This is a genomic window from Streptomyces sp. NPDC056222, assembly GCF_042264065.1.
GTDB lineage: Bacteria > Actinomycetota > Actinomycetes > Streptomycetales > Streptomycetaceae > Streptomyces.
In genome coordinates, this window is the sequence record NZ_JBHJTL010000022.1 from 72,309 (window position 1) to 93,173 (window position 20,865).

Below are 20,865 nucleotides of genomic sequence, written 5' to 3' on the forward strand. Positions count from 1 at the left end.
GCTAGGGGGTCCGATGACCACAGGGACGTCAGCGACAGCTGCGACCGCGGGCGCACAGGACACACAGTCCGTGCGGGACGCGGCCACGGCGGCGACCCAGGCCGCCTACGAGGCGGTGTTCGACGCCGCCGTCGCCGCCGACGAGCGCATCGAGCCACGCGACTGGATGCCCGACGCCTATCGCGCGTCGCTCGTCCGCCAGATCGCGCAGCACGCGCACTCCGAGATCATCGGAATGCAGCCCGAGGCCAACTGGATCACCCGCGCGCCCTCACTGCGCCGCAAGGCGATCCTCATGGCCAAGGTCCAGGACGAAGCCGGCCACGGGCTGTACCTGTACAGCGCGGCGGAAACCCTCGGCACCAGCCGCGACGAGCTCCTCGACAAGCTCCACTCCGGCCGCCAGAAGTACTCCTCGATCTTCAACTACCCCACGCTGACCTGGGCCGACGTCGGCGCCATCGGCTGGCTCGTGGACGGCGCCGCCATCACCAACCAGGTCCCGCTCTGCCGCTGCTCCTACGGCCCGTACGCCCGCGCGATGGTCCGCGTCTGCAAGGAGGAGTCCTTCCACCAGCGCCAGGGCTACGAAGCCCTGCTCGCCCTCTCCCGCGGCACCGAGGCCCAGCACGCCATGGCCCAGGACGCGGTGGACCGCTGGTGGTGGCCCTCCCTGATGATGTTCGGCCCCCCGGACGACGAGTCGGCGCACTCCGCGCAGTCCATGGCGTGGAAGATCAAGCGCCACTCCAACGACGAGCTGCGCCAGCGCTTCGTCGACATCGCCGTCCCCCAGGCCGAAGCCCTCGGGCTCACCCTCCCCGACCCGGACCTGAGGTGGAACGAAGAGCGCGGGCACTACGACTTCGGTGCCATCGACTGGGCCGAGTTCTGGGACGTCCTCAAGGGCAACGGCCCCTGCAACGAACAGCGGCTCGACAAGCGTCGCCAGGCCCACGAGGACGGCGCCTGGGTCAGGGAAGCCGCCGCGGCATACGCCGACAAGCACACACAGCAGCAGAAGCACGGGGAGGCAGGCGCATGACCACCGACGGATGGCCCCTGTGGGAGGTGTTCGTGCGCTCGCGCCGCGGACTGTCCCACACCCACGCGGGCAGCCTCCACGCGCCGGACGCCGAGATGGCCCTGCGCAACGCCCGCGACCTGTACACCCGCCGCAGCGAAGGCGTCTCGATCTGGGTGGTCCCCTCCGCCGCGATCACCGCCTCCTCGCCCGACGAGAAGGACCCCTTCTTCGAGCCGTCGGCCGACAAGCCCTACCGCCACCCGACCTTCTACGAGATCCCCGAGGGAGTGAAGCACCTGTGACCGCACAGACCACCGCCACCGCGGCCGCAGCCCTCGCCCTCGGAGACGACGCCCTCGTCCTCTCCCACCGCCTGGGGGAATGGGCCGGCAACGCGCCCGTGCTGGAAGAGGATGTCGCCCTCGCGAACATCGCGCTCGACCTGCTCGGCCAGGCACGCATCCTGCTCTCCCTCGTCGGCGACGAGGACGAGCTCGCCTACCTCCGCGAGGAACGGGCCTTCCGCAACACCCAACTGGTCGAGCAGCCCAACGGCGACTTCGCCCACACCATCGCCCGCCAGCTCTACTTCTCCACCCACCAGCGGCTTCTCTACGGCCAGTTGGCCACCGGCGACGGACCCCTGAGCGGACTCGCGGCGAAAGCCGTCAAGGAAGTCGCCTACCACCAGGACCACGCCGAACACTGGACCCTGCGTCTCGGTGACGGCACCCCCGAGAGCCACGACCGGATGCAGCGGGCCTGCGACGCACTCTGGCGCTACACCGGCGAGCTGTTCCAGCCCGTCGACGGCCTCGACGTCGACCACGAAGCCCTGCAGAGCGCCTGGCTCGACTCCGTCACCGCCGTCATCGAAAAGGCCACCCTCACCGTCCCGAGCGGACCCACCACCGGCGCCTGGGCCGCGGGAGCCGGCCGGCAGGGCCTGCACACCGAGCCCTTCGGACGGATGCTCGCCGAAATGCAGCACCTGCACCGCAGCCACCCGGGGGCGACATGGTGACCATGACGGGCCTGGAGCAGGAGCTGAGCCGGATCGCCGGCGCCGTTCCCGACCCCGAGCTGCCCGTCCTCACCCTCGGGGAACTCGGCGTCCTACGCGGCGTCCAGGTCCTCGGCCCGGGCCGCGTCGAGGTCGAGCTGACCCCCACGTACACCGGCTGCCCCGCCATCGAAGCGATGTCCAGCGACATCGAGCACGCGCTGCACGAGCACGGCGTGCCCGACGTCACCGTCGTCACCGTCCTCGCACCCGCCTGGTCGACGGACGACATCAGCGACGAAGGACGGCGCAAACTCGCCGAGTTCGGCATCGCCCCGCCCCGCCCCCAGGGCCCCGCCGGCGGACCCGTCGCCCTCACCCTGGCGATCCGCTGCCCGAACTGCGGCTCCACCGACACCGAACTGCTCAGCCGGTTCTCCTCCACCGCATGCAAGGCGCTGCGCCGCTGCACGGCCTGCCGCGAACCGTTCGACCACTTCAAGGAGTTGTAGATGGTGTCCTCACGCTCCGGACGGGCCGGGTTCCATCCGCTCCGGGTGAGCGAGGTCGAGCAGCTCACGGACGACTCGGTGGCCGTCACCTTCGTCGTCCCGCCCGAGCTGAGCGAGGCCTACCGCCACACCCCCGGCCAGCACCTCGCCCTGCGCCGCACCTCCCAGGACGGCGAAGAGATCCGCCGCACCTACTCGATCTGCGCCGCCGCCACCCCCACGGGCCGGGACCCCGTCCTGCGCGTCGGCATCCGGCTCGTCGACGGCGGCGAGTTCTCCACGTACGCCCTCAAGGAACTGGCCGTCGGCGACACCGTCGAGGTCATGGAACCCATGGGCCGCTTCACTCTCGCCCCCCGCCCCGGACGCTTCGCCGCCATCGTCGGCGGCAGCGGCATCACCCCGGTCCTCTCGATGGCGGCGACCCTCCTCGCAGCCGAACCGGACGCCCGGTTCTGCCTCGTGCGGAGCGACCGCACCGCGTCCTCCACGATGTTCCTCGACGAGGTCGCCGACCTGAAGGACCGCTACCCCGACCGCTTCCAGCTCGTCACCGTGCTCTCCCGCGAAGAGCAGCAGGCGGGCCTCCCGTCCGGACGCCTCGACCAGGAACGACTCACCGGACTGCTCCCCGCACTCCTGCCGGTCGCCGACATCGACGGCTGGTTCCTGTGCGGCCCGTTCGGCCTCGTCCAGAGCGCCGAACACGCCCTGCGCGGACTCGGCGTCGAGCGCACCCGGATCCACCAGGAGATCTTCCACGTCGACGACGGCTCGGCACCCGCCCCGGCACCCCGCGCCGACGCACCCGTCCACGCCACCCTCACCGCCACCCTGCACGGCCGCTCCGGCAACTGGCCGGTAGAGGAAGGCGAGACACTCCTCGACACCGTCCTCCGCGCCCGCGCCGACGCCCCCTACGCCTGCAAGGGCGGAGTGTGCGGCACCTGCCGTGCCTTCCTCGTCGACGGCGAAGTCCGTATGGACCGCAACTTCGCCCTGGAGCCGGAAGAGACCGAGGCCGGATACGTCCTGGCCTGCCAGTCCCACCCGGCCACCGCGGAAGTGGAGCTCGACTTCGACCGCTGAAGGCCCCGCGGCCATTCCCTTCCCCTAGAACCTGTTCTATCTTGACGATCCGTCAGATCGGCAACGGGAGGGCATGGCCGTGGACTTCACCTTCACCGAAGAACAGCAGGCGGCCGTCGAAGCGGCCAAAGCGGTCTTCTCCGACGTCACACCCGACGGCGTACCGAGCCCAGCGCTCACCCCCCACGCCGTCGCCGACGACTTCGACCGACCCCTCTGGTCCCGCCTCGCCGCCTCCGACCTGCTCAGCCTCGTCCTCGCCCCCGACCACGGCGGAGCCGGCCTCGACACCATCACCCTCTGCCTCGTCCTCCGCGAATCCGCCCGCGTCCTCGCCCGCGTACCCCTCCTGGAGACCAGCGCGGTCGCCATGACCATCCAGCGCTACGCCACCGAGGACACAGCAGCCGATCTCCTCCCCCGCGTCGGCCGCGGCGAACTCGTCCTCACCGCCGCCGCCAACGGCCGCACCGGCCACGACCCCGCCGAACTCGCCGTCACCGCCCACCGCGACGGCACCGACTGGATCCTCGACGGCCTCCAGAGCGCCGTCCCCTGGGCCCACGGCGCCGACCGCATCGCCGTCCCCGCCCACACCACCGACGGACACACCGTCCTCGCGCTGCTCCCCCGCACCCACGACGGCCTCACCCTCGCCGAGCAGTACTCCACGAGCGGCGAACTCCTCGCCGAACTCCACCTCGACTCCGTACGCCTCGACAGCGCCGACGTCATCGACACCCACGGCGCCTGGGAATGGCTACGCGGCGTCCTCGCCACCGGAACCTGCGCCCTCGCCCTCGGCCTCGGCGAGAACGTCCTCACCATGACGAGCCAGTACACCGGCAAACGAGAACAGTTCGGCCACCCCGTGGCCACCTTCCAGGCCGTCGCCGTCCAGGCCGCCGACCGCTACATCGACCTGCGCGCCATGGAAGTCACCCTCTGGCAGGCCGCCTGGCGCATCAGCACCGGAGCCGGCGGACCACTGCCCCCCGCCGCGGACATCGCCGTCGCCAAGATCTGGGCATCCGAAGGCGTCCGCCGCGTCGTACAGACCGCCCAACACCTCCACGGAGGCTTCGGCGCCGACACCGACTACCCCCTTCACCGCTACCACGCCTGGGCCAAACAGCTCGAACTCGCCCTCGGCCCCGCCGCCGCCCACGAGGAAGCCCTCGGCGACCTACTGGCCGCCCACCCCCTCGGCTGAACCGCCCCTACAGGACGAAGCCCGGGCTGCCGTCGTTCCCCACGACCGGCCGCCCGGCACCGTCCCAGGCGAGCATCCCGCCGTCGACGTTCACCGCGTCGATCCCCTGCTGCACCAGATACTGCGTGACCTGCGCCGAACGGCCACCCACCCGGCACATCACATACGCGCGACGGCCATCGGCCACCGCCTCGGTCACCTCACCGAACCGCGCCACGAAATCACTCATCGGCACATGCAGCGCGTCCACGACATGACCGGCCGCCCACTCGTCGTCCTCCCGGACATCCAGCACCAGGGCATCGGCCGGCACAGAGGCCGCTTCCACCGAGGGCAGCGGGGCGAAGTTCATGGGACAGGCCTTCTCTCATTCAGAACCGAGCTCTGACGAAAACCTACTGCACCAGTGCGGCCAGCTCCGCCTCACGCTCGGACACCTGCGCCAGCAGCTGCTCGGCGATCTCCTCCAACAGCTGGTCCGGGTCGTCGGGCGCCATCCGCAGCATCGCGCCGATCGCGCTGTCCTCCAGCTCCCGCGCCACCAGCGTCAACAGCTCCTTGCGCTGCGTCAGCCACTCGAGGCGCGCGTACAGCTCCTCGCTCTCACTGAGCCGCTCCTCCTCCGGCACGGGACCCGCGGCCCACTCGGCGGACAGCTCGCGCAGCAGCGCGACGTCACCACGCGCGTACGCGGCGTTCACCCGTGTGATGAAGGCATCGCGCCGCTTGCGCTCGTCCTCGTCCCGCGCCAGATCCGGGTGGGCCTGCCGGGCAAGCTCGCGATACAGCTTCCGGGCCTCCTCGCCGGGCCGGACCCGCTTCGGCGGCTGCACCGGCTGCTCGGTCAGCATCGCGGCGGCCTCGGGAGACAGCCCGTCCGAGTCGATCCAGTCGTGGAAGAGCTCCTCGACGCCGGGCATCGGCATCACGACCGCCCGCGCCTCCTGAGCCCGCCGCAGATCCTCCGGATCCCCGGTCCTGGCCGCCCGCGCCTCGGCGATCTGCGCGTCCAGCTCGTCGAGACGGGTGTACATCGGGCCGAGCCGCTGGTGATGCAGCCGGGAGAAGTTGTCCACCTCGACCCGGAACGTCTCCACCGCGATCTCGAACTCGATCAGCGCCTGCTCGGCGACCCGCACGGCCTTCTCCAGCCGAGCCTCGGGCCGCTCCGCACCGGCGTCACCACGCGGGCTCGCACCCGCGCCCTCGTCCTCGCCCGCACCTGCGCCCGCGTCCGGGTCCACGTCCTGGTCCACGCCCACGTCCTCGCTCCGGTCCGTCACCCCACCAGCCTACGATCCCGTCGGGGGCCCCTCCCCCCTCCCTCCCCCCGCCCCCGTCCCCCCGTCGGCGACGTCAGCCCGTGGTCGGGCAGGCGTCGGCCGTCATACTCCGAGCTCGGCCGCTATACGGCCGTTGTTCACCGCTGTGACCAGGTCGGTGTGGTCTGCCGTCGTGCGGTCGGCGTACGCGACGGCGAAGGCGGCGATCGCCTCGTCGAGCTCCTCGTTCTTTCCGCAGTAGCCGGCTATCAGGCGCGGGTCGGCGCTGTGGGCGTGCGCGCGGGCCAGCAGGGCGCCGGTCATACGGCCGTAGTCGTCGACCTGGTCCGGCGTGAGGGCGGCCGGGTCGACGCTGCCCTTGCGGTTGCGGAACTGGCGCACCTGGAAGGGGCGCCCCTGCACGGTGGTCCAGCCGAGCAGGATGTCGCTGACGACCTGCATCCGCTTCTGTCCCAGGACGACACGCCGTCCTTCGTGGCCCGGGTCCGGGACGGCGAAGCCGACGGCCGGGAGGTGGGGGAGCAGGGCCGAGGGCCGTGCCTCCTTCACCTGGAGGACCAGGGGCTCTCCCCGGTGGTCGAGGAGCAGCACGACATAGGAGCGGGTGCCGACGCTGCCGGTGCCGACGACGCGGAAGGCGACGTCGTGGATGGCGTACCGGGCGAGCAGCGGCAGCCGGTCCTCGGAGACGGTGGCCAGGTAGTCGCCGAGGGAGGCGGCGACCGCCGCGGCTTCCTGGTCCGGTACGCGGCGCAGTACCGGCGGTGCGTCCACGAAGCGCCGGCCTCCGCCTTCGGTGTCGGTCACGGACTCGGTCGACTTGGCGGCGAAGCGTGCGCTGGTGTTGTTCCTGGCCTTCTCCGAGACCCGTTCGAGGGTGCCGAGCAGGTCGCGGGCGTCGGTGTGGGAGACGAGTTCTTCGTCGGCGATGGCGTTCCAGGCGTCGAGGGCGGGCAGCTTGGCGAGCAGGCGCATCGTGCGTCGGTAGGCGCCGACGGTGTCGAAGGCGGCGGCCCGGCAGGTGTCCTCGCTCGCTCCCGCTTCCCGTCCGGCGAGCACCAGGGAGGTGGCGAGTCGCTTGAGGTCCCATTCCCAGGGGCCGACGACGGTCTCGTCGAAGTCGTTGAGGTCGATGACGAGGCGGCCGCGTGCGTCCCCGTAGAGGCCGAAGTTGGCCGCGTGGGCGTCGCCGCATATCTGGGCGGCGACGCCGGTGACGGGGGAGCCGACGAGGTCGTGGGCCATGAGTCCGGCGGAGCCGCGCAGGAACGCGAAGGGGCTGGCGGCCATTCTGCCGACGCGTATCGGTGCGAGTTCCTTCACGCGGTCGCGGCTGGATTCCTCGACGGCGCGGACGGCGTCGGGCCGGTCATCGGTGAGGGCGAGCGTGCTGTGGGTGGAGCGCGGGACGCGCTCGCGCAGTGCCTTGCCCTCTTCCTTGGGTGTGTCCGTCGCCCCTGCGGCTGCGCGATGTGCGAACCCGGGCACGTGCGGAACGCGTCCGCTGTCCGTGCCTCGCTGTTCCGGTACGGCTGCCCGGATCTCGCCCATGGGACGTCCTCCCCCGACTTGGTGTGGCGCTGCCCAACATCAACTGGGCATGACGGTACCGCCGGGTCCTGCGGCCCGTCTTCCCCTGTGGACAACGGCCTGTGGACAACACGGGTCCGAACGCTCAGACCCCGACGGCCTCCTCCAGCTCCTCCTCGAGCTCCTCTTCCTGCTCCTGTTCGGCTTCCTTTTCCGTCAGCTGCCGCGCGGGTGCGACGGCGGGTCGTCGGCGCGCTTCGGTCACCGCCGCGATGGCGATGAGGGCGAGTCCGGCGAGGAACCACAGGGTGAGGACGAGGAGGTGTCCGCCGAGTGCGTGGCCGGCGAAGTAGACGTGGCTGCGGACGCCCTCGACGAAGCCGGCGCCGTTCCAGAAGGCGTGCAGGGCGGCGAAGAGGCCGGGTTGGAGTTCGGGGCGGTAGATGCCGCCGGAGCTGGTGAAGTTGAGCATGACGAACAGGACCATCACGCCGAGGGTGGTCCAGCGGCGCAGGAAGGTGTGGAGGCCGACGCCGATCAGCAGGATGCCGGCCGAGTACAGCCATGACATGGCCCAGACTCCGCCGAGTCCGTGGTCGACGAGGTGGAACATCGGTCCGGCGAAGACGGTGCCGATGAGGCTGACGGCGAGCGACATTCCGGCGGCGAGCAGGGCGCGGGTCCGCAGGGGGAGGACGGCGCCCGCGCCGCCGATGACGGCGACGGAGGCGTACGAGCCGATGCTGAGGGCGACCAGCAGGAAGAAGATGCCCTGTCCTGTGGGGTCGCCGTCGGAGACCGGGGCGACGTCGGTGACCTTCAGGGGCTCGTCCTGTCCTGCGGCGACCTTGGTGAAGACCTTCTCGACGGCCATGGCGCTGGTGTCCGATGAGGCGGAGGCGACGAGCAGTTCGGGGTGGGCGCCGGGGATGTAGGCGCCGTAGGAGGTTTGTTCGCGCAGTGCGGTGACGGCGGTCTGCCGGTCGGCGACGGTACGGACGTCGAGGGCGCCGGCGCTCTTGTCGTGGAGGGTCTGGGCGAGGACCTGGGTGGTCGGGCCGGAGCCGACGACGTCGACGCGCAGGTCGTGGGGTTGGGGGGCGTGGAAGGCGCCGAGGTAGGCGAGTCCCATGCCGACGCACATGAGGAGCGGGGTGAGCAGATGCCGGAGCACGTGCCGTAGCGCGGCCGTCGGTGCCGTTGCCGATCCCGGAGCCGTCGCTCCCGCTGATGCCGATCCTGCGGTCCCTGCGGGCACGAGCACCTCCATGGTTGGCTTTTGCAACTAAACAACCGTTGTACTATACAACTGAAATATTAGCGAGCAAACCGGGACCCCAAGGAGCGCACCATGACCGACGCCCCGCGCGAGACATCGGTCGACACCATCCAGCGGGAGCTGACGGCCTTCGCCCGCCGGGCCCGCGCCGCGGCCGCCCGGCTCCATCCCGAGCTCCCGCTCGTCTCGTACACACTGCTTTCGCACATCGTCGACCAGCAGGGCTGCCGCGCCACCGATCTCGCCGCCCACTATCTGCTGGACAAGTCGACGGTCAGCCGCCAGGTCGCCGGCCTGGAGAAGCTCGGCCTGGTCGAGCGTCGACCGGACCCGGAGGATCACCGGGTCCAGGTGCTGCACCCGACGGAGGCGGGCACCCGCATCCTCGCCTCGACCCAGGCGAGCCGACGCGCCGCCTACCAGGAACGCCTCAAGGACTGGTCGGCCGAGGACCTCTCCCGATTCGCCACGTACCTGCTCCGCTACAACGCGGCCGGCCCGGTCCCACTCCCCGACAGCCCCGTCCCGCTCCCCGACAGCCCCGCCGCCCCTCACACGACAAGCGCCTAGCCAGAGCTCAGAGGTCAGAGGTCAGAGCCCCGCGTCGCGCGCCAGCAGCGCCGCCTGCACCCGGTTCTCGCACCCCAGCTTGGCGAGGATCCGGCTGACGTACGTCTTCACGGTGGCCTCGCTCATGTGCAGGCGCCGCCCGGCGTCCGCGTTGGACAGCCCCTCCCCGAGCAGCGCGAGCACCTCGCGTTCCTTCTCGCTCAGCGCCGCCACCCGCGCCCTCGCCTGCTCGGCGCGGGCCACTTCCCGCCCCGAGGCCAGCTGTTCCACGACGTGCCGCGTGGCGGCGGGCGAGAGATAGGCGTCTCCCGCCGCCGCGGCCCGTACCGCCCGGATCAGCTCGGCAGGCGCCGTGTCCTTGAGCAGGAAGCCGGCGCCGCCGTGTTCCAGGGCCCGCAGAACGTTCTCCCGTTCGCCGAAGGTCGTGAGCACGATCACCTTCGTCGAGGGTGCCGCCCGGCGCAGTTCGGGCAGTGCGGAGAGGCCGTCGAGGACCGGCATCTGGATGTCGAGGAGGACGACGTCCGCGGTGTGCGCGCGGGCCTGCTCGACCGCATCCCGCCCGTTCACGGCCTCCGCCACCACCTCGATGTCCTGGTCCGAGGTGAGGATCATCCGGATTCCGGCCCTGATCAGCGGCTCGTCATCGGCGATCACGACCCTGATGCGCTGCCCTGCCACAGCTTCTCCCCAACGGCTACCGATTCGGGCGGGCCAGCGTTAGCGCTTGACCTCGTACGACTTCTTCTCGATCAGCTTGCCGTCCTTGAAGCAGAACCGGAAAACCGGCTCGGTCTCCATGTCCTTGCCGACCTCCGAGGACATGAGGACCAGGCACTTCGAACCCTCGGGCTCCTCGGGGCCCTTGCCGTGCAACCCGGTGGTGGCGATGGTGTCGCCGGAGGGCAGCTGGTCGCGCACCTCCTGCTCGGCCGCGCCGACCTTGACCTTCTCGTACTCGGCCGGGTCGATCATCCCCTCGCGCATCGACCCCATCAGGAAGTAGATGCCGAAGCCCCCTGCCACCAGCAGCAGAACCAGCGCGGCGAACGCTATCCCGCATCCCAGCGCGATCCCGCCACCCGTGCTCCTGCCCCCGCGCGTCGCCATCGCCAGCTCCCGTTCCGTGAACGTCCGGTCGGCCGGTCCGACCGTGACCGGACCAAGGTCGCCGACCGGATGCCGCGTCGACTGCTGCCGGAAGTCGTCGGCCGCATCGACCAAAGGCGCTGTTTCGACCAGGGGCGCCGCGTCGACCACCCCGTAGGGGAGTACGCCGGCGACCCTGAACCCGCCGCCGTCGGCCGGGCCCGCGTGGACCATGCCGCCGACGAGCCGGGCCCGCTCGTACAGCCCGGTCAGCCCCTGCCCGCCGCTCACCACGTCCCGCGGCGGGTCGGCGACCGGTTCGTTGCCGATCTCGACGACGAAGGAGTCCGGCTCGTACCGCACCTCGACGTCGATCGGCGCCCCCGGCGCGTACTTGTAGGCGTTGGTGAGTGCCTCCTGGACGATCCTGTACGCGGCGTGGTCGGCGGCCGGCGGGAGGGGCTGGTACTCCCCGAGCCGCCGTAGCTCCACCTTGTTCCCGGCGGCCCGTGCCGCCTCGACGAGCCCCTCGATACCGGCGGTCCCCCGCGCCGCCCGTCCCGATTCGTCGCCGGCCCGTACGGGCGCCGCGAGCGCCTCCGCCGGGGCTTCGATGCCGTCGCGCAGGATGCCGACGACCTCGCGCAGTTCGTGCATCGCTGTCACCGACGCGTTGCGCAGGACCCCGACCGCCTCTCGCTGCCGGTCGGTCAGCTCGCGGTCGACCTCGAGGGCTCCGGTGTGCACGGAGATGAGGGCGAGTTGGTGTCCGAGGCTGTCGTGCATGTCCTGGGCGATGCGCTGGCGTTCCCGGAGCCGGGCCGACGAGGCGACCATCACGCGTTCCCGCAGCAGCTGGGCGTTGTGCTCCTGCAGCGCGTGCAGCAGGGTCCGTCGCTGGGTCCAGTACCGGTTGGCGAGGCCGGGTGCCAGCGTCGTCCCCAGGTAGTACAGCGTCGACATGAACACGACGGTCAGCGTCCGGTGCAGGTCCCAGATGTCCAGCAGGGACGTGGCGATGTTCAGTACGTACGCGACGGTGAAGGCGATCAGCGCCCGGCCGGCGCCGGCGATGTACCGGCCTGCGGACCAGCCGACGAGGATCAGCAGCACCAGGAAGCCGGGCAGGAGGGGCGCGAGGCCGCCGGTGAAGATGAGCGTGGTGGAGGGCAGTCGGCGGCGCAGCAGCGACAGGACGGCGGCGCCCAGCGCCACTGCGGCGAGCTGCCATCCTTCCCCGCCGGCGAGTTCCTCCGTGCCGGCGGCCAGCAGCGCCATGACGACGGCGAGCACCACTTCGCCGGCGGTCCTGCGCCGCGACCACATGCCGGGCGTCGCGAACCATGTCCAACCGGCGCCGATCCCGGCCCTGCTCTTCGAAGTCGCGTCCACGGTCGCACCCTAGGCAGCGCCCACCCGGCGCCGCGGCTCTCTTTCGTCGCTGCCCGGCGCGACGAACGTCTCACCCGGCAGCCCGCCCGACGCCGAGACGCCTCACCCGCAGCGCCCGCCGACCGCGCCGGACGTCGATCGGTGAGCACACGTCCCCAACACGCGGAAGCCCCGTAGGTCGATGACCTACGGGGCTTCCGTCTCGTGCGCGAGGGGGGAGTTGAACCCCCACGCCCTTGCGGGCACTGGAACCTGAATCCAGCGCGTCTGCCTATTCCGCCACCCGCGCATTGGGTGTGCTCCGGGCTCCCTCACCTTTTCGGTGCGATCGCCTGGCGACATCTGAAGATTAGCACGTCGCAGACCGTGGATTCACATCCGTTTGTTTGACCCCCTCCTCGAACGAACAGGGACAGACGGAGACCCGGACCGGCGCGGATGCCGGGACAGAGGTGGGCACGGATGCACGGATCCACAGAGAGAGGAGGGACACTCGGCGTGAACGAGGAGCCGACGGGTAACGGGAGGAACGGGGCGGACCACCCCCCGCCGCCCTGCCCGGTCCACCTGCTCGCTCGCCGGGTGCGGGACACTGTCCACAGGCCGCCTCTACGATCCATGGGGAAGGTCTGTGAGAGGTGACACTCGTCCACAGGGCAGAGAAGGGGAACCAGCCGATTTCCCGACGCGTGGATACGATCAGTAAGCAGTACCAGGACGACAACGACGGAGGAGGTGCCCCATGGGAGTCCTGAAGCGTTTCGAACAACGGCTCGAAGGTCTGGTCAACGGCACCTTCGCCAAGGTCTTCAAGTCCGAGGTCCAGCCCGTCGAGATCGCGGGCGCTCTCCAGCGTGAGTGCGACAACAACGCGACGATCTGGAACCGCGAGCGGACCGTCGTCCCCAACGACTTCATCGTCGAGCTGAGCACGCCGGACTACGAGCGCCTCAGCCCGTACTCGGGCCAGCTCGGCGACGAGCTCGCCGGCCTGGTCAGGGACTACGCGAAGCAGCAGCGCTACACCTTCATGGGCCCGATCAAGGTCCACCTGGAGAAGGCCGACGACCTCGACACCGGTCTGTACCGGGTGCGCAGCCGCACTCTCGCGTCGAGTTCGTCACAGCACTCGGCACCGCAGCAGGCCCCGGCCGGCCCCTCGCAGGGCCGCGCGCCGGGTGGCTACGGCTATCCGCCGGCCGGTGCTCCGCCGATGCCCGCGGCCCCGCCGCCGGGCGCCGGTGCTCCGCGCCCCGGCCAGGCGCCCGCCGCCGGCCGTCCCACCGCCGGTGGCCCCGGCCCCATGCCCTCCTCCGGCGCCCAGGTGCGCCGGTGGATCGAGATCAACGGCACCCGCCATCAGATCTCTCGCCCGACCCTGGTCCTTGGCCGCAGCACCGACGCGGACGTGAGGATCGACGATCCCGGCGTCTCCCGCCGGCACTGCGAGATCCGGACCGGAACGCCCTCGACGATCCAGGATCTCGGATCCACCAACGGCATCGTGGTGGACGGGCAGCACACCACCCGCGCTACGCTCCGCGACGGCTCGCGGATCGTCGTGGGCAGCACCACCATCGTTTACCGGCAAGCCGAAGGGTGAAGCGGGGGCAATGTCAGAGCTGACCCTGACGGTCATGCGGCTGGGTTTCCTGGCCGTTCTGTGGCTGTTCGTGATCGTGGCCGTCCAGGTCATCCGCAGCGACCTGTTCGGCACGCGTGTCACGCAGCGCGGTTCGCGCCGCCAGGACGCCCGTCCGCAGCAGAATCCGCGACAGCAGGCTGCCGCGCCGCCTCAGCAGCGCGGGCAGCAGAACGCGGGCGGTGGGCGGCAGCGCCGCGGCGCCCCGACCAAACTCGTCGTCTCCGAGGGCACCCTCACCGGCACGACGGTCGCCCTGCAGGGGCAGACCATCACGCTGGGGCGTGCCCACGATTCGACGATCGTGCTGGACGACGACTACGCCTCCAGCCGCCATGCCAGGATCTACCCGGACCGGGACGGCCAGTGGATCGTCGAGGATCTCGGGTCCACCAACGGCACGTATCTCGACCGGACCCGCCTCACCACCGCCACGCCGATTCCGCTGGGCGCGCCGATCCGCATCGGCAAGACCGTCATCGAGCTGCGGAAGTAGTGCCACGTCATGTATGAGTGCGAGCGGAGCGAGCGGGCCGAGGCGGTCCACACGGTGGGCCGCGCGGCGGACCGTGGGGTACCGGCCGTGTCCCGGCACGGGCTCCCGACCGGAGGGTGGGCAGTGTGGCTCGAGACCGGCTGTACCCCGAGGCGACGTCGACAGGGCAGGTGCGCATGAGCCTGTCACTGCGCTTCGCCGCCGGGTCGCACAAGGGCATGATCCGCGAGGGCAACGAGGACTCCGGCTACGCCGGTCCCCGGCTGCTCGCCATCGCCGACGGCATGGGCGGCCAGGCCGCCGGTGAGGTCGCCTCCTCCGAGGTGATCTCGACGTTGGTCACCCTCGACGACGACGTCCCCAGTTCGGACATCCTCACCTCGCTCGGTGCGGCGGTGCAGCGTGCCAACGACCAGCTGCGGATGATGGTCGAGGAGGACCCCCAGCTGGAGGGCATGGGCACGACGCTCACCGCCCTGCTGTGGACGGGCCAGCGCCTCGGTCTGGTGCACGTCGGCGACTCGCGGGCGTACCTGCTGCGCGACGGGGTGCTCACGCAGATCACGCAGGACCACACCTGGGTGCAGCGCCTCGTCGACGAGGGCCGGATCACCGAGGAAGAGGCCACGACCCATCCGCAGCGTTCGCTGCTGATGCGGGCGCTGGGCAGCGGCGACCATGTCGAGCCCGACCTGTCGATCCGTGAGGTCCGGGCCGGCGACCGGTATCTGATCTGTTCCGACGGGCTGTCCGGAGTCGTCTCCCATCAGACGATGGAGGACACCCTCGCCAGCTATCAGGGTCCGCAGGAGACCGTGCAGGAGCTGATCCAGCTCGCGCTGCGCGGCGGTGGCCCCGACAACATCACGGTGATCGTCGCCGACGTCCTCGACGTCGACGGCGGTGACACGCTCGCCGGTCAGCTCAGCGACACCCCGGTGATCGTCGGCGCGGTCGCCGAGAACCAGGTGCAGCCCTCGGACGGCGGGGCGATGCAGACACCGGCCGGCCGTGCCTCCGGGCTCGGCCGTCCCGCGCCGCACCAGCAGCCCCCGGCGGGCGGCTTCGGTCCGCCCGGCAGCGGCGACGACCACGGGTACGGCGGGATGCCCCCGCAGGGCTCGTTCGGGTCGTACGACGACGAGGACTTCACCAAGCAGCGCGGCGGCCGCAAGTGGCTGAAGCGGAGCTTCTTCCTGATCCTGGCGCTGGCCGTGCTCGGCGGCGGTGCGTACGGCGGCTACCGCTGGACGCAGACGCAGTACTACGTCGGCTCCAACGAGGAGCACGTGGCGCTGTACCGGGGCATCAGCCAGGACCTGGCCTGGGTCTCGCTGTCGGAGGTGGAGAAGGATCACCCCGAGATCGAACTCAAGTACCTGCCGGCGTACCAGCGCAAGCAGGTCGAGGACACGATCGCCGGCGGCAGCCTCGGCAAGGCGCAGACGAAGATCGCGGAGCTTTCGGCGCAGGCCTCGGCCTGCAAGAAGGCCGAGCAGCGCCGTGAGGCCGCCGACAAGGCCGCGGACCAGGCGAGCAAGCCGCCCGCCGACGGTTCCACCCCCGAATCCAAGCCCACCACAGCCGCTCCCTCCCCGGGCCCCACCCTCACGGAGGACGAGCAGAAGCTGGCCTCGAACTGCGGCAAGCAGTAAGCACCCGTAGGAGGCCTTCACCACCATGAGCGTTGTCACCAACACGACCACCATCGGCGCGATCGAGGCGCCGAGCCGCCGCAACACCGAGCTGGCGCTGCTGGCGTTCGCCGTCGTCATCCCGGTGTTCGCCTATCTGAACGTCGGCCTGGCGATCGACGGCAAGGTGCCCGCGGGAATGCTCGGGTACGGGCTCGGCCTCGGCCTGCTCGCGGGCGTCGCGCACCTCGTGGTGCGCAAGTTCGCGCCGTACGCGGACCCGCTGCTGCTGCCGCTGGCGACCCTGCTGAACGGGATGGGTCTGGTGCTGATCTGGCGCCTGGACCAGTCGCCGCGCATCATCTCCCGGTACAAGACGTTCACCCCGGACGCGCCCAGCCAGATGCTGTACTCGGCGATCGCCGTCGCGATGTTCGTGGGTGTGCTACTGGTCCTGAAGGACCACCGGGTGCTCCAGCGCTACACGTACATCTCGATGGTGGCGGCCCTCGTGCTGCTGCTGCTGCCGCTGGTGCCGGGCCTGGGTGCCGATGTCTTCGGCGCCAAGATCTGGATCAGCGTCGCCGGATTCTCCATCCAGCCCGGCGAGTTCGCCAAGATCATCCTGGCGGTCTTCTTCTCCGGCTATCTGATGGTGAAACGGGACGCGCTGGCGCTGGCCAGCCGCCGGTTCATGGGGCTCTATCTGCCGCGTGGCCGTGACCTCGGCCCGATCCTCACGATCTGGGCCGTCAGCCTTCTCATCCTGGTCTTCGAGAACGACCTCGGTACGTCGCTGCTGTTCTTCGGCATGTTCGTGATCATGCTGTACGTGGCGACGGAGCGGACCAGCTGGGTCGTCATGGGTCTGCTGATGTCCACCGCGGGTGCGGTCGTCGTCGGCTCCACGGCCGGTCACGTCAAGTCCCGTGTGGCCGCCTGGCTCGACCCGTTCGAGTGTCTGAAGACGGCGCCCGAGGGCTCCAACATGGCCGCCGCCTGTGACCAGATGACCCAGGTGCTGATGTCGTTCGGTTCCGGCGGCATCCTGGGCACCGGCCTCGGCCAGGGCAACTCGGACCTGATCGGCTTCGCCGCCAACTCCGACTTCATCTTCGCCACGGTCGGCGAGGAGCTCGGCCTGGCCGGCGTCATGGTCTTCCTGCTCCTGTACGGCCTGATCATCGAGCGGGGCGTCCGTACGGCCCTCGCGGCCCGCGACCCCTTCGGCAAGCTGCTCGCGATGGGCCTGTCCGGCGCCTTCGCGCTCCAGGTCTTCGTCGTCGCCGGCGGTGTGATGGGCCTCATCCCGCTGACCGGTATGACCATGCCGTTCCTCGCGTACGGCGGTTCGTCCGTGATCGCCAACTGGGCCCTGATCGGCATCCTGATCCGGATCAGCGACACCGCGCGCCGCCCGGCGCCCGCCCCCGCCCCGTCCCCCGACGCCGAGATGACCCAGGTGGTCCGACCGTGAACAAGCCCCTGCGCCGGGTCGCGATCTTCTGCGGCCTGCTGGTCCTCGCCCTGCTGCTCCGTGACAACTGGATCCAGTACGTCCGCGCCGACGAGCTGAACGCGCACCCGAAGAACCGGCGCGTCACGATCGAGCGGTACGCGAACGAGCGCGGCAACATCATCGTGGACGGCAAGCCGATCACGGGCTCGGTCGACTCCCAGGACCCGTACTACCGGTTCAAGCGGACCTACGTCGACGGCCCCATGTGGGCCCCGGTGACCGGGTACGCCTCGCAGGCGTACGACGCCAACCAGATCGAGAAGATCGAGGACGGCATCCTCACCGGCAACGACGACCGGCTCTTCTTCGACCGCACGCTGTCGATGTTCACAGGCGACAAGAAGAAGGGCGGCAACGTCGTCACGACGCTGAGCGGCGCCGCCCAGAAGGCCGCCTTCGAGGGGCTCGGCAGCAAGACGGGCGCGGTCGTGGCCATCGAGCCGAGCACCGGCAAGATCCTCGCGCTCGCCTCGACCCCGTCGTACGACCCCTCGTCCTTCGCCGGCTACTCCAGCAAGGACGAGAAGGCGTGGATCGCGCTGGAGAAGGACAAGAGCAAGCCGAAGCAGAACCGCGCCCTGCGCGAGATCTACCCGCCCGGCTCCGTCTTCAAGGTCGTCACGGCGGCCGCGGCGCTGGAGAACGGCAAGGTCACCGACATCAACGCGGCGACGGACACGCCGGAGCCGTACAAGATCCCGCTCTCCACCAAGCCCATGATCAACCACTCCGGCGGGTGCGAGCACGCCAGCCTGAACAAGGCGCTTGAGGTCTCCTGCAACTCGGTGTTCGCCAAGCTCGGTGACGAGGTCGGCCGCGACAAGATGGCCGAGATGGCCGAGAAGTTCGGCTTCAACGCCGAGCAGTTCACGCCGGTCCGCTCGGCCGCCTCCGTCTACGACAAGAAGGCCGACCGCGGCGGAAACGCGCTCTCCTCGATCGGTCAGTTCAACACCGCGACGACCCCGCTGCAGATGGCCATGGTCACGGCCGCGATCGCCAACGACGGCAAGCTGATGAAGCCGTACATGGTCGACAAGCTGGTGGCGCCGAACCTCGACGTGATCAAGCAGAACGAGCCGGAGGAGATGAGCCGCCCGGTCTCGCCCGAGAACGCGCAGCTGCTCCAGCAGATGATGGAGAACGTCGTCTCGAACGGCACCGGCGGCAAGGCCGACCTGAACATGAGCGGCGTGAAGGTCGGCGGCAAGACGGGTACGGCCCAGCACGGCGAGAAGAACGCCAAGCGCCCCTACGCGTGGTTCATCTCATACGCGAAGACCGACCAGGGCGCCCCGGTCGCGGTCGCGGTTATCGTCGAGGACTCGGCGGGCACGGACCGCGAGGACATCAGCGGTGGCGGCCTCGCCGCCCCGATCGCCAAGGCCGTGATGAAGGCGGTAGTGAAGAGCAGGAGCTGACCTTTCGGCCGGGCACCGGCCAGGTACCGGTCAGGTATCAGGTGCCGGTCCGGGGCGGTTCGCCTTCCCGTGGCCGGTAGCGTATGCGCGAACAGCACACCGCCGGACCACACACGGGTGCGGTCGGGACAGACGGAGAGGGCTGGATCAGTTATGGAAGAGCCGCGTCGCCTCGGCGGCCGGTACGAGCTGGGCTCGGTGCTCGGCCGTGGTGGCATGGCGGAGGTCTACCTCGCCCACGACACCCGGCTCGGCCGCACCGTCGCCGTGAAGACGCTGCGGGCCGACCTCGCCCGCGACCCGTCCTTCCAGGCCCGGTTCCGCCGTGAGGCCCAGTCGGCCGCCTCGCTCAACCACCCGGCGATCGTCGCTGTCTACGACACCGGCGAGGACTACGTCGACGGGGTCTCCATCCCGTACATCGTGATGGAGTACGTCGACGGCTCGACCCTGCGTGAGCTGCTGCACTCCGGGCGCAAGCTGCTGCCCGAGCGCACGCTCGAGATGACGGTCGGCATCCTCCAGGCGCTGGAGTACTCGCACCGCGCCGGCATCGTGCACCGTGACATCAAGCCGGCGAACGTCATGCTGACGCGGACCGGCCAGGTCAAGGTCATGGACTTCGGCATCGCGCGCGCCATGGGCGACTCGGGCATGACCATGACGCAGACCGCGGCCGTCATCGGCACGGCGCAGTACCTCTCCCCGGAGCAGGCCAAGGGCGAGCAGGTCGACGCCCGCTCCGACCTGTACTCCACCGGCTGCCTGCTGTACGAGCTGCTGACCGTCCGGCCGCCGTTCGTCGGCGACTCCCCGGTCGCGGTCGCGTACCAGCATGTCCGCGAGGAGCCGCAGGCGCCGAGCAACTTCGACCCCGAGATCACGCCGTCGATGGACGCCATCGTCCTGAAGGCGCTGGTCAAGGACCCCGACTACCGCTACCAGTCCGCGGACGAGATGCGTGCCGACATCGAGGCCTGCCTCGACGGGCAGCCGGTCGCCGCGGCCGCGGCGATGGGCGCGGCAGGGTACGGAGGCGGCTACGGCGGCGGGTACGGCGGCTACGCGTCGGACGACCAGCCGACGACCGCGCTGCGCCAGGCCGACCCGGCCGGCCAGACGTCGATGCTTCCCCCGATGAACCCGGACGACGGCGGCTACGGCTACGACGACCGCCCGGACCGCCGCCGCCAGAAGAAGTCGAACACCTCGACGATCCTGCTGGTGCTCGCGGGCATCCTGGTGCTGGTGGGCGCGATCCTCATCGGCCAGGCGATCTTCGACGACAAGAAGGGCACGGACCAGGTGTCCGTGCCTCAGCTGGTCGGCCACACGCTCGAGGAGGCCAACGGCCTGGCGACCAACGCCCAGGTCAAGGTCACCCAGGCGGGCGCGGAGCGGTGCGAGCAGCCCAAGGGCAAGATCTGCAGCCAGACGCCGGTGTCCGACGGCACGGCGAAGATGGACGTCGGCGCCACGGTCTCGGTGATCGTCTCCGAGGGCGCGCCGCAGATCGAGGTACCGGACGTCGTCGAGAAGTCCCAGGAGACGGCGGAGCAGTCGCTCAAGGACAAGGGCTTCAAGGTCAAGATCGCGTTCGAGGAGTCCGAGGAGGAAGCCGGCCGTGTCCTGAAGCAGGACCCGACGGGCGGCTCCAAGGCTGAGCAGAACGCCGAGGTCACGATCACGGTGGCGAAGAAGAAGCAGACCCCGCTTCCGGACGTCACCGGGCGGGACGTCAACGTCGCCATCCAGCAGCTCAACGCGCTCGGGTTCACCAACATCGCCCAGCAGCAGGAGGACTCGCAGCAGCCTGCCGGCACGGTCACCGGTCAGACGCCCGAGGGTCAGACGCAGCAGCCCAAGGACGTCCAGATCACGCTGAAGGTCTCCAAGGGCCCGCAGCAGACGCAGCAGCCCGTCCCGAGCCTCTTCGGCCTGACTCTGGACCAGGCCCGCGCCCAGCTGTCCGCGGCCGGCTACCAGCTCGGCAACGTGGACGGCTCGAACGACCCGAACGCCCGCATCAAGGAGCAGGACGTCCAGGCGGGCACGGTGGGCCAGCCCAACCAGGCGATCAACGTGAAGATGTTCGGCAACAACGGCGGCATCTTCGACTAGCGACCGCGCGCGAAGGCAGTAAGGGGAGGGCCCCGGCATCCATGA

19 protein-coding genes and 1 tRNA gene are annotated in these 20,865 nt (G+C 70.3%); 13 read left to right on the plus strand and 7 right to left on the minus strand.

The genetic code is table 11. The features are described 5' to 3' along the window. Positions 1 to 13: 13 nt before the first annotated feature. From paaA to ACFC0D_RS13600, 6 genes are all read left to right on the plus strand, one after another. On the plus strand, positions 14 to 1,045 hold the full coding sequence (gene paaA, locus ACFC0D_RS13575; protein ID WP_376434391.1) for a 1,2-phenylacetyl-CoA epoxidase subunit PaaA: 1,032 nt from the start codon (positions 14 to 16) through the stop codon (positions 1,043 to 1,045). Further along, positions 1,042 to 1,329, plus strand: coding sequence for a 1,2-phenylacetyl-CoA epoxidase subunit PaaB (gene paaB, locus ACFC0D_RS13580; protein WP_315893767.1), 288 nt, complete (start codon positions 1,042 to 1,044; stop codon positions 1,327 to 1,329). The genes paaA and paaB overlap by 4 nt, the downstream gene beginning before the upstream one ends. Next, positions 1,326 to 2,051 (plus strand): 1,2-phenylacetyl-CoA epoxidase subunit PaaC, encoded by a 726-nt coding sequence (gene paaC / locus ACFC0D_RS13585; RefSeq protein WP_376434394.1) that lies wholly within the window; start codon positions 1,326 to 1,328, stop codon positions 2,049 to 2,051. Before paaB ends, paaC begins: the two co-directional genes overlap by 4 nt. Then, positions 2,045 to 2,542: a 1,2-phenylacetyl-CoA epoxidase subunit PaaD gene (gene paaD / locus ACFC0D_RS13590; protein ID WP_376434396.1), complete on the plus strand. Its 498-nt coding sequence runs from the start codon at positions 2,045 to 2,047 to the stop codon at positions 2,540 to 2,542. Before paaC ends, paaD begins: the two co-directional genes overlap by 7 nt. Then, positions 2,543 to 3,631, plus strand: a complete 1,089-nt coding sequence (locus ACFC0D_RS13595; RefSeq protein ID WP_376434398.1) for a 2Fe-2S iron-sulfur cluster-binding protein — start codon at positions 2,543 to 2,545, stop codon at positions 3,629 to 3,631. It begins immediately after the preceding gene. 79 nt (positions 3,632 to 3,710) lie between these two features. Beyond that, a complete protein-coding gene (locus tag ACFC0D_RS13600) occupies positions 3,711 to 4,844 on the plus strand; it encodes an acyl-CoA dehydrogenase family protein (protein ID WP_376434433.1) in 1,134 nt (377 codons plus the stop codon). Between the two features lie 7 nt (positions 4,845 to 4,851). On the opposite strand, the gene ACFC0D_RS13605 is transcribed toward ACFC0D_RS13600, so the two are convergent. From ACFC0D_RS13605 to ACFC0D_RS13620, 4 genes are all read right to left on the minus strand, one after another. Continuing rightward, positions 4,852 to 5,196, minus strand: a complete 345-nt coding sequence (locus ACFC0D_RS13605; RefSeq protein WP_329118527.1) for a rhodanese-like domain-containing protein — start codon at positions 5,194 to 5,196, stop codon at positions 4,852 to 4,854. Positions 5,197 to 5,239: 43 nt separating this feature from the next. Continuing rightward, the gene (locus ACFC0D_RS13610) at positions 5,240 to 6,127 is read right to left on the minus strand and encodes a hypothetical protein (protein ID WP_376434400.1); all 888 of its coding nucleotides are present in this window, start codon (positions 6,125 to 6,127) and stop codon (positions 5,240 to 5,242) included. A gap of 102 nt (positions 6,128 to 6,229) precedes the next feature. Next, positions 6,230 to 7,678 (minus strand): DUF2252 domain-containing protein, encoded by a 1,449-nt coding sequence (locus ACFC0D_RS13615; protein ID WP_376434402.1) that lies wholly within the window; start codon positions 7,676 to 7,678, stop codon positions 6,230 to 6,232. Between the two features lie 124 nt (positions 7,679 to 7,802). Then, entirely contained in the window at positions 7,803 to 8,927 is a 1,125-nt protein-coding gene (locus ACFC0D_RS13620) for a hypothetical protein (RefSeq protein ID WP_376434404.1), read from the minus strand. Positions 8,928 to 9,008: 81 nt separating this feature from the next. On the opposite strand from ACFC0D_RS13620, the gene ACFC0D_RS13625 reads away from it, so the two are divergent. After that, on the plus strand, positions 9,009 to 9,506 hold the full coding sequence (locus ACFC0D_RS13625; RefSeq protein ID WP_376434406.1) for a MarR family winged helix-turn-helix transcriptional regulator: 498 nt from the start codon (positions 9,009 to 9,011) through the stop codon (positions 9,504 to 9,506). A 21-nt stretch (positions 9,507 to 9,527) separates the two neighbouring features. Here the strand turns inward: ACFC0D_RS13625 and ACFC0D_RS13630 are convergent, their stop codons facing one another. The 3 genes from ACFC0D_RS13630 to ACFC0D_RS13640 form a co-directional block, all read right to left on the minus strand. Further along, positions 9,528 to 10,187, minus strand: coding sequence for a response regulator (locus ACFC0D_RS13630; protein WP_376434408.1), 660 nt, complete (start codon positions 10,185 to 10,187; stop codon positions 9,528 to 9,530). Between the two features lie 39 nt (positions 10,188 to 10,226). Beyond that, the gene (locus ACFC0D_RS13635; RefSeq protein ID WP_376434435.1) at positions 10,227 to 11,921 is read right to left on the minus strand and encodes a sensor histidine kinase; all 1,695 of its coding nucleotides are present in this window, start codon (positions 11,919 to 11,921) and stop codon (positions 10,227 to 10,229) included. Positions 11,922 to 12,192: 271 nt separating this feature from the next. After that, positions 12,193 to 12,276: transfer RNA gene (locus tag ACFC0D_RS13640), tRNA-Leu, on the minus strand. Between the two features lie 453 nt (positions 12,277 to 12,729). On the opposite strand from ACFC0D_RS13640, the gene ACFC0D_RS13645 reads away from it, so the two are divergent. The 6 genes from ACFC0D_RS13645 (at position 12,730) to pknB (ending at position 20,820) form a co-directional block, all read left to right on the plus strand. After that, on the plus strand, positions 12,730 to 13,590 hold the full coding sequence (locus tag ACFC0D_RS13645; RefSeq protein WP_376434411.1) for an FhaA domain-containing protein: 861 nt from the start codon (positions 12,730 to 12,732) through the stop codon (positions 13,588 to 13,590). A 10-nt stretch (positions 13,591 to 13,600) separates the two neighbouring features. Further along, positions 13,601 to 14,125, plus strand: coding sequence for an FHA domain-containing protein (locus ACFC0D_RS13650; protein WP_329118517.1), 525 nt, complete (start codon positions 13,601 to 13,603; stop codon positions 14,123 to 14,125). Between the two features lie 176 nt (positions 14,126 to 14,301). Then, a complete protein-coding gene (locus ACFC0D_RS13655; RefSeq protein ID WP_376434414.1) occupies positions 14,302 to 15,780 on the plus strand; it encodes a Stp1/IreP family PP2C-type Ser/Thr phosphatase in 1,479 nt (492 codons plus the stop codon). 25 nt (positions 15,781 to 15,805) lie between these two features. Next, a complete protein-coding gene (locus ACFC0D_RS13660; RefSeq protein WP_329118513.1) occupies positions 15,806 to 17,236 on the plus strand; it encodes an FtsW/RodA/SpoVE family cell cycle protein in 1,431 nt (476 codons plus the stop codon). Beyond that, entirely contained in the window at positions 17,233 to 18,699 is a 1,467-nt protein-coding gene (locus tag ACFC0D_RS13665; protein WP_376434417.1) for a peptidoglycan D,D-transpeptidase FtsI family protein, read from the plus strand. The genes ACFC0D_RS13660 and ACFC0D_RS13665 overlap by 4 nt, the downstream gene beginning before the upstream one ends. A gap of 153 nt (positions 18,700 to 18,852) precedes the next feature. Beyond that, positions 18,853 to 20,820 carry a Stk1 family PASTA domain-containing Ser/Thr kinase gene (gene pknB / locus ACFC0D_RS13670; protein WP_376434419.1) on the plus strand — a complete coding sequence of 656 codons (1,968 nt, stop codon included), beginning with the start codon at positions 18,853 to 18,855 and terminating at the stop codon, positions 20,818 to 20,820. Positions 20,821 to 20,865: the final 45 nt, after the last annotated feature.

Coding starts and splice junctions, on each gene's coding strand:
- paaA (WP_376434391.1), top strand. CDS start 14: ATGACCACAGGGACGTCAGCGACAGCTGCGACCGCGGGCGCACAGGAC.
- paaB (WP_315893767.1), top strand. CDS start 1,042: ATGACCACCGACGGATGGCCCCTGTGGGAGGTGTTCGTGCGCTCGCGC.
- paaD (WP_376434396.1), top strand. CDS start 2,045: ATGGTGACCATGACGGGCCTGGAGCAGGAGCTGAGCCGGATCGCCGGC.
- ACFC0D_RS13595 (WP_376434398.1), top strand. CDS start 2,543: ATGGTGTCCTCACGCTCCGGACGGGCCGGGTTCCATCCGCTCCGGGTG.
- ACFC0D_RS13605 (WP_329118527.1), bottom strand. CDS start 5,196: ATGAACTTCGCCCCGCTGCCCTCGGTGGAAGCGGCCTCTGTGCCGGCC.
- ACFC0D_RS13615 (WP_376434402.1), bottom strand. CDS start 7,678: ATGGGCGAGATCCGGGCAGCCGTACCGGAACAGCGAGGCACGGACAGC.
- ACFC0D_RS13620 (WP_376434404.1), bottom strand. CDS start 8,927: ATGGAGGTGCTCGTGCCCGCAGGGACCGCAGGATCGGCATCAGCGGGA.
- ACFC0D_RS13625 (WP_376434406.1), top strand. CDS start 9,009: ATGACCGACGCCCCGCGCGAGACATCGGTCGACACCATCCAGCGGGAG.
- ACFC0D_RS13635 (WP_376434435.1), bottom strand. CDS start 11,921: ATGTGGTCGCGGCGCAGGACCGCCGGCGAAGTGGTGCTCGCCGTCGTC.
- ACFC0D_RS13645 (WP_376434411.1), top strand. CDS start 12,730: ATGGGAGTCCTGAAGCGTTTCGAACAACGGCTCGAAGGTCTGGTCAAC.
- ACFC0D_RS13650 (WP_329118517.1), top strand. CDS start 13,601: ATGTCAGAGCTGACCCTGACGGTCATGCGGCTGGGTTTCCTGGCCGTT.
- ACFC0D_RS13655 (WP_376434414.1), top strand. CDS start 14,302: ATGAGCCTGTCACTGCGCTTCGCCGCCGGGTCGCACAAGGGCATGATC.
- ACFC0D_RS13660 (WP_329118513.1), top strand. CDS start 15,806: ATGAGCGTTGTCACCAACACGACCACCATCGGCGCGATCGAGGCGCCG.
- pknB (WP_376434419.1), top strand. CDS start 18,853: ATGGAAGAGCCGCGTCGCCTCGGCGGCCGGTACGAGCTGGGCTCGGTG.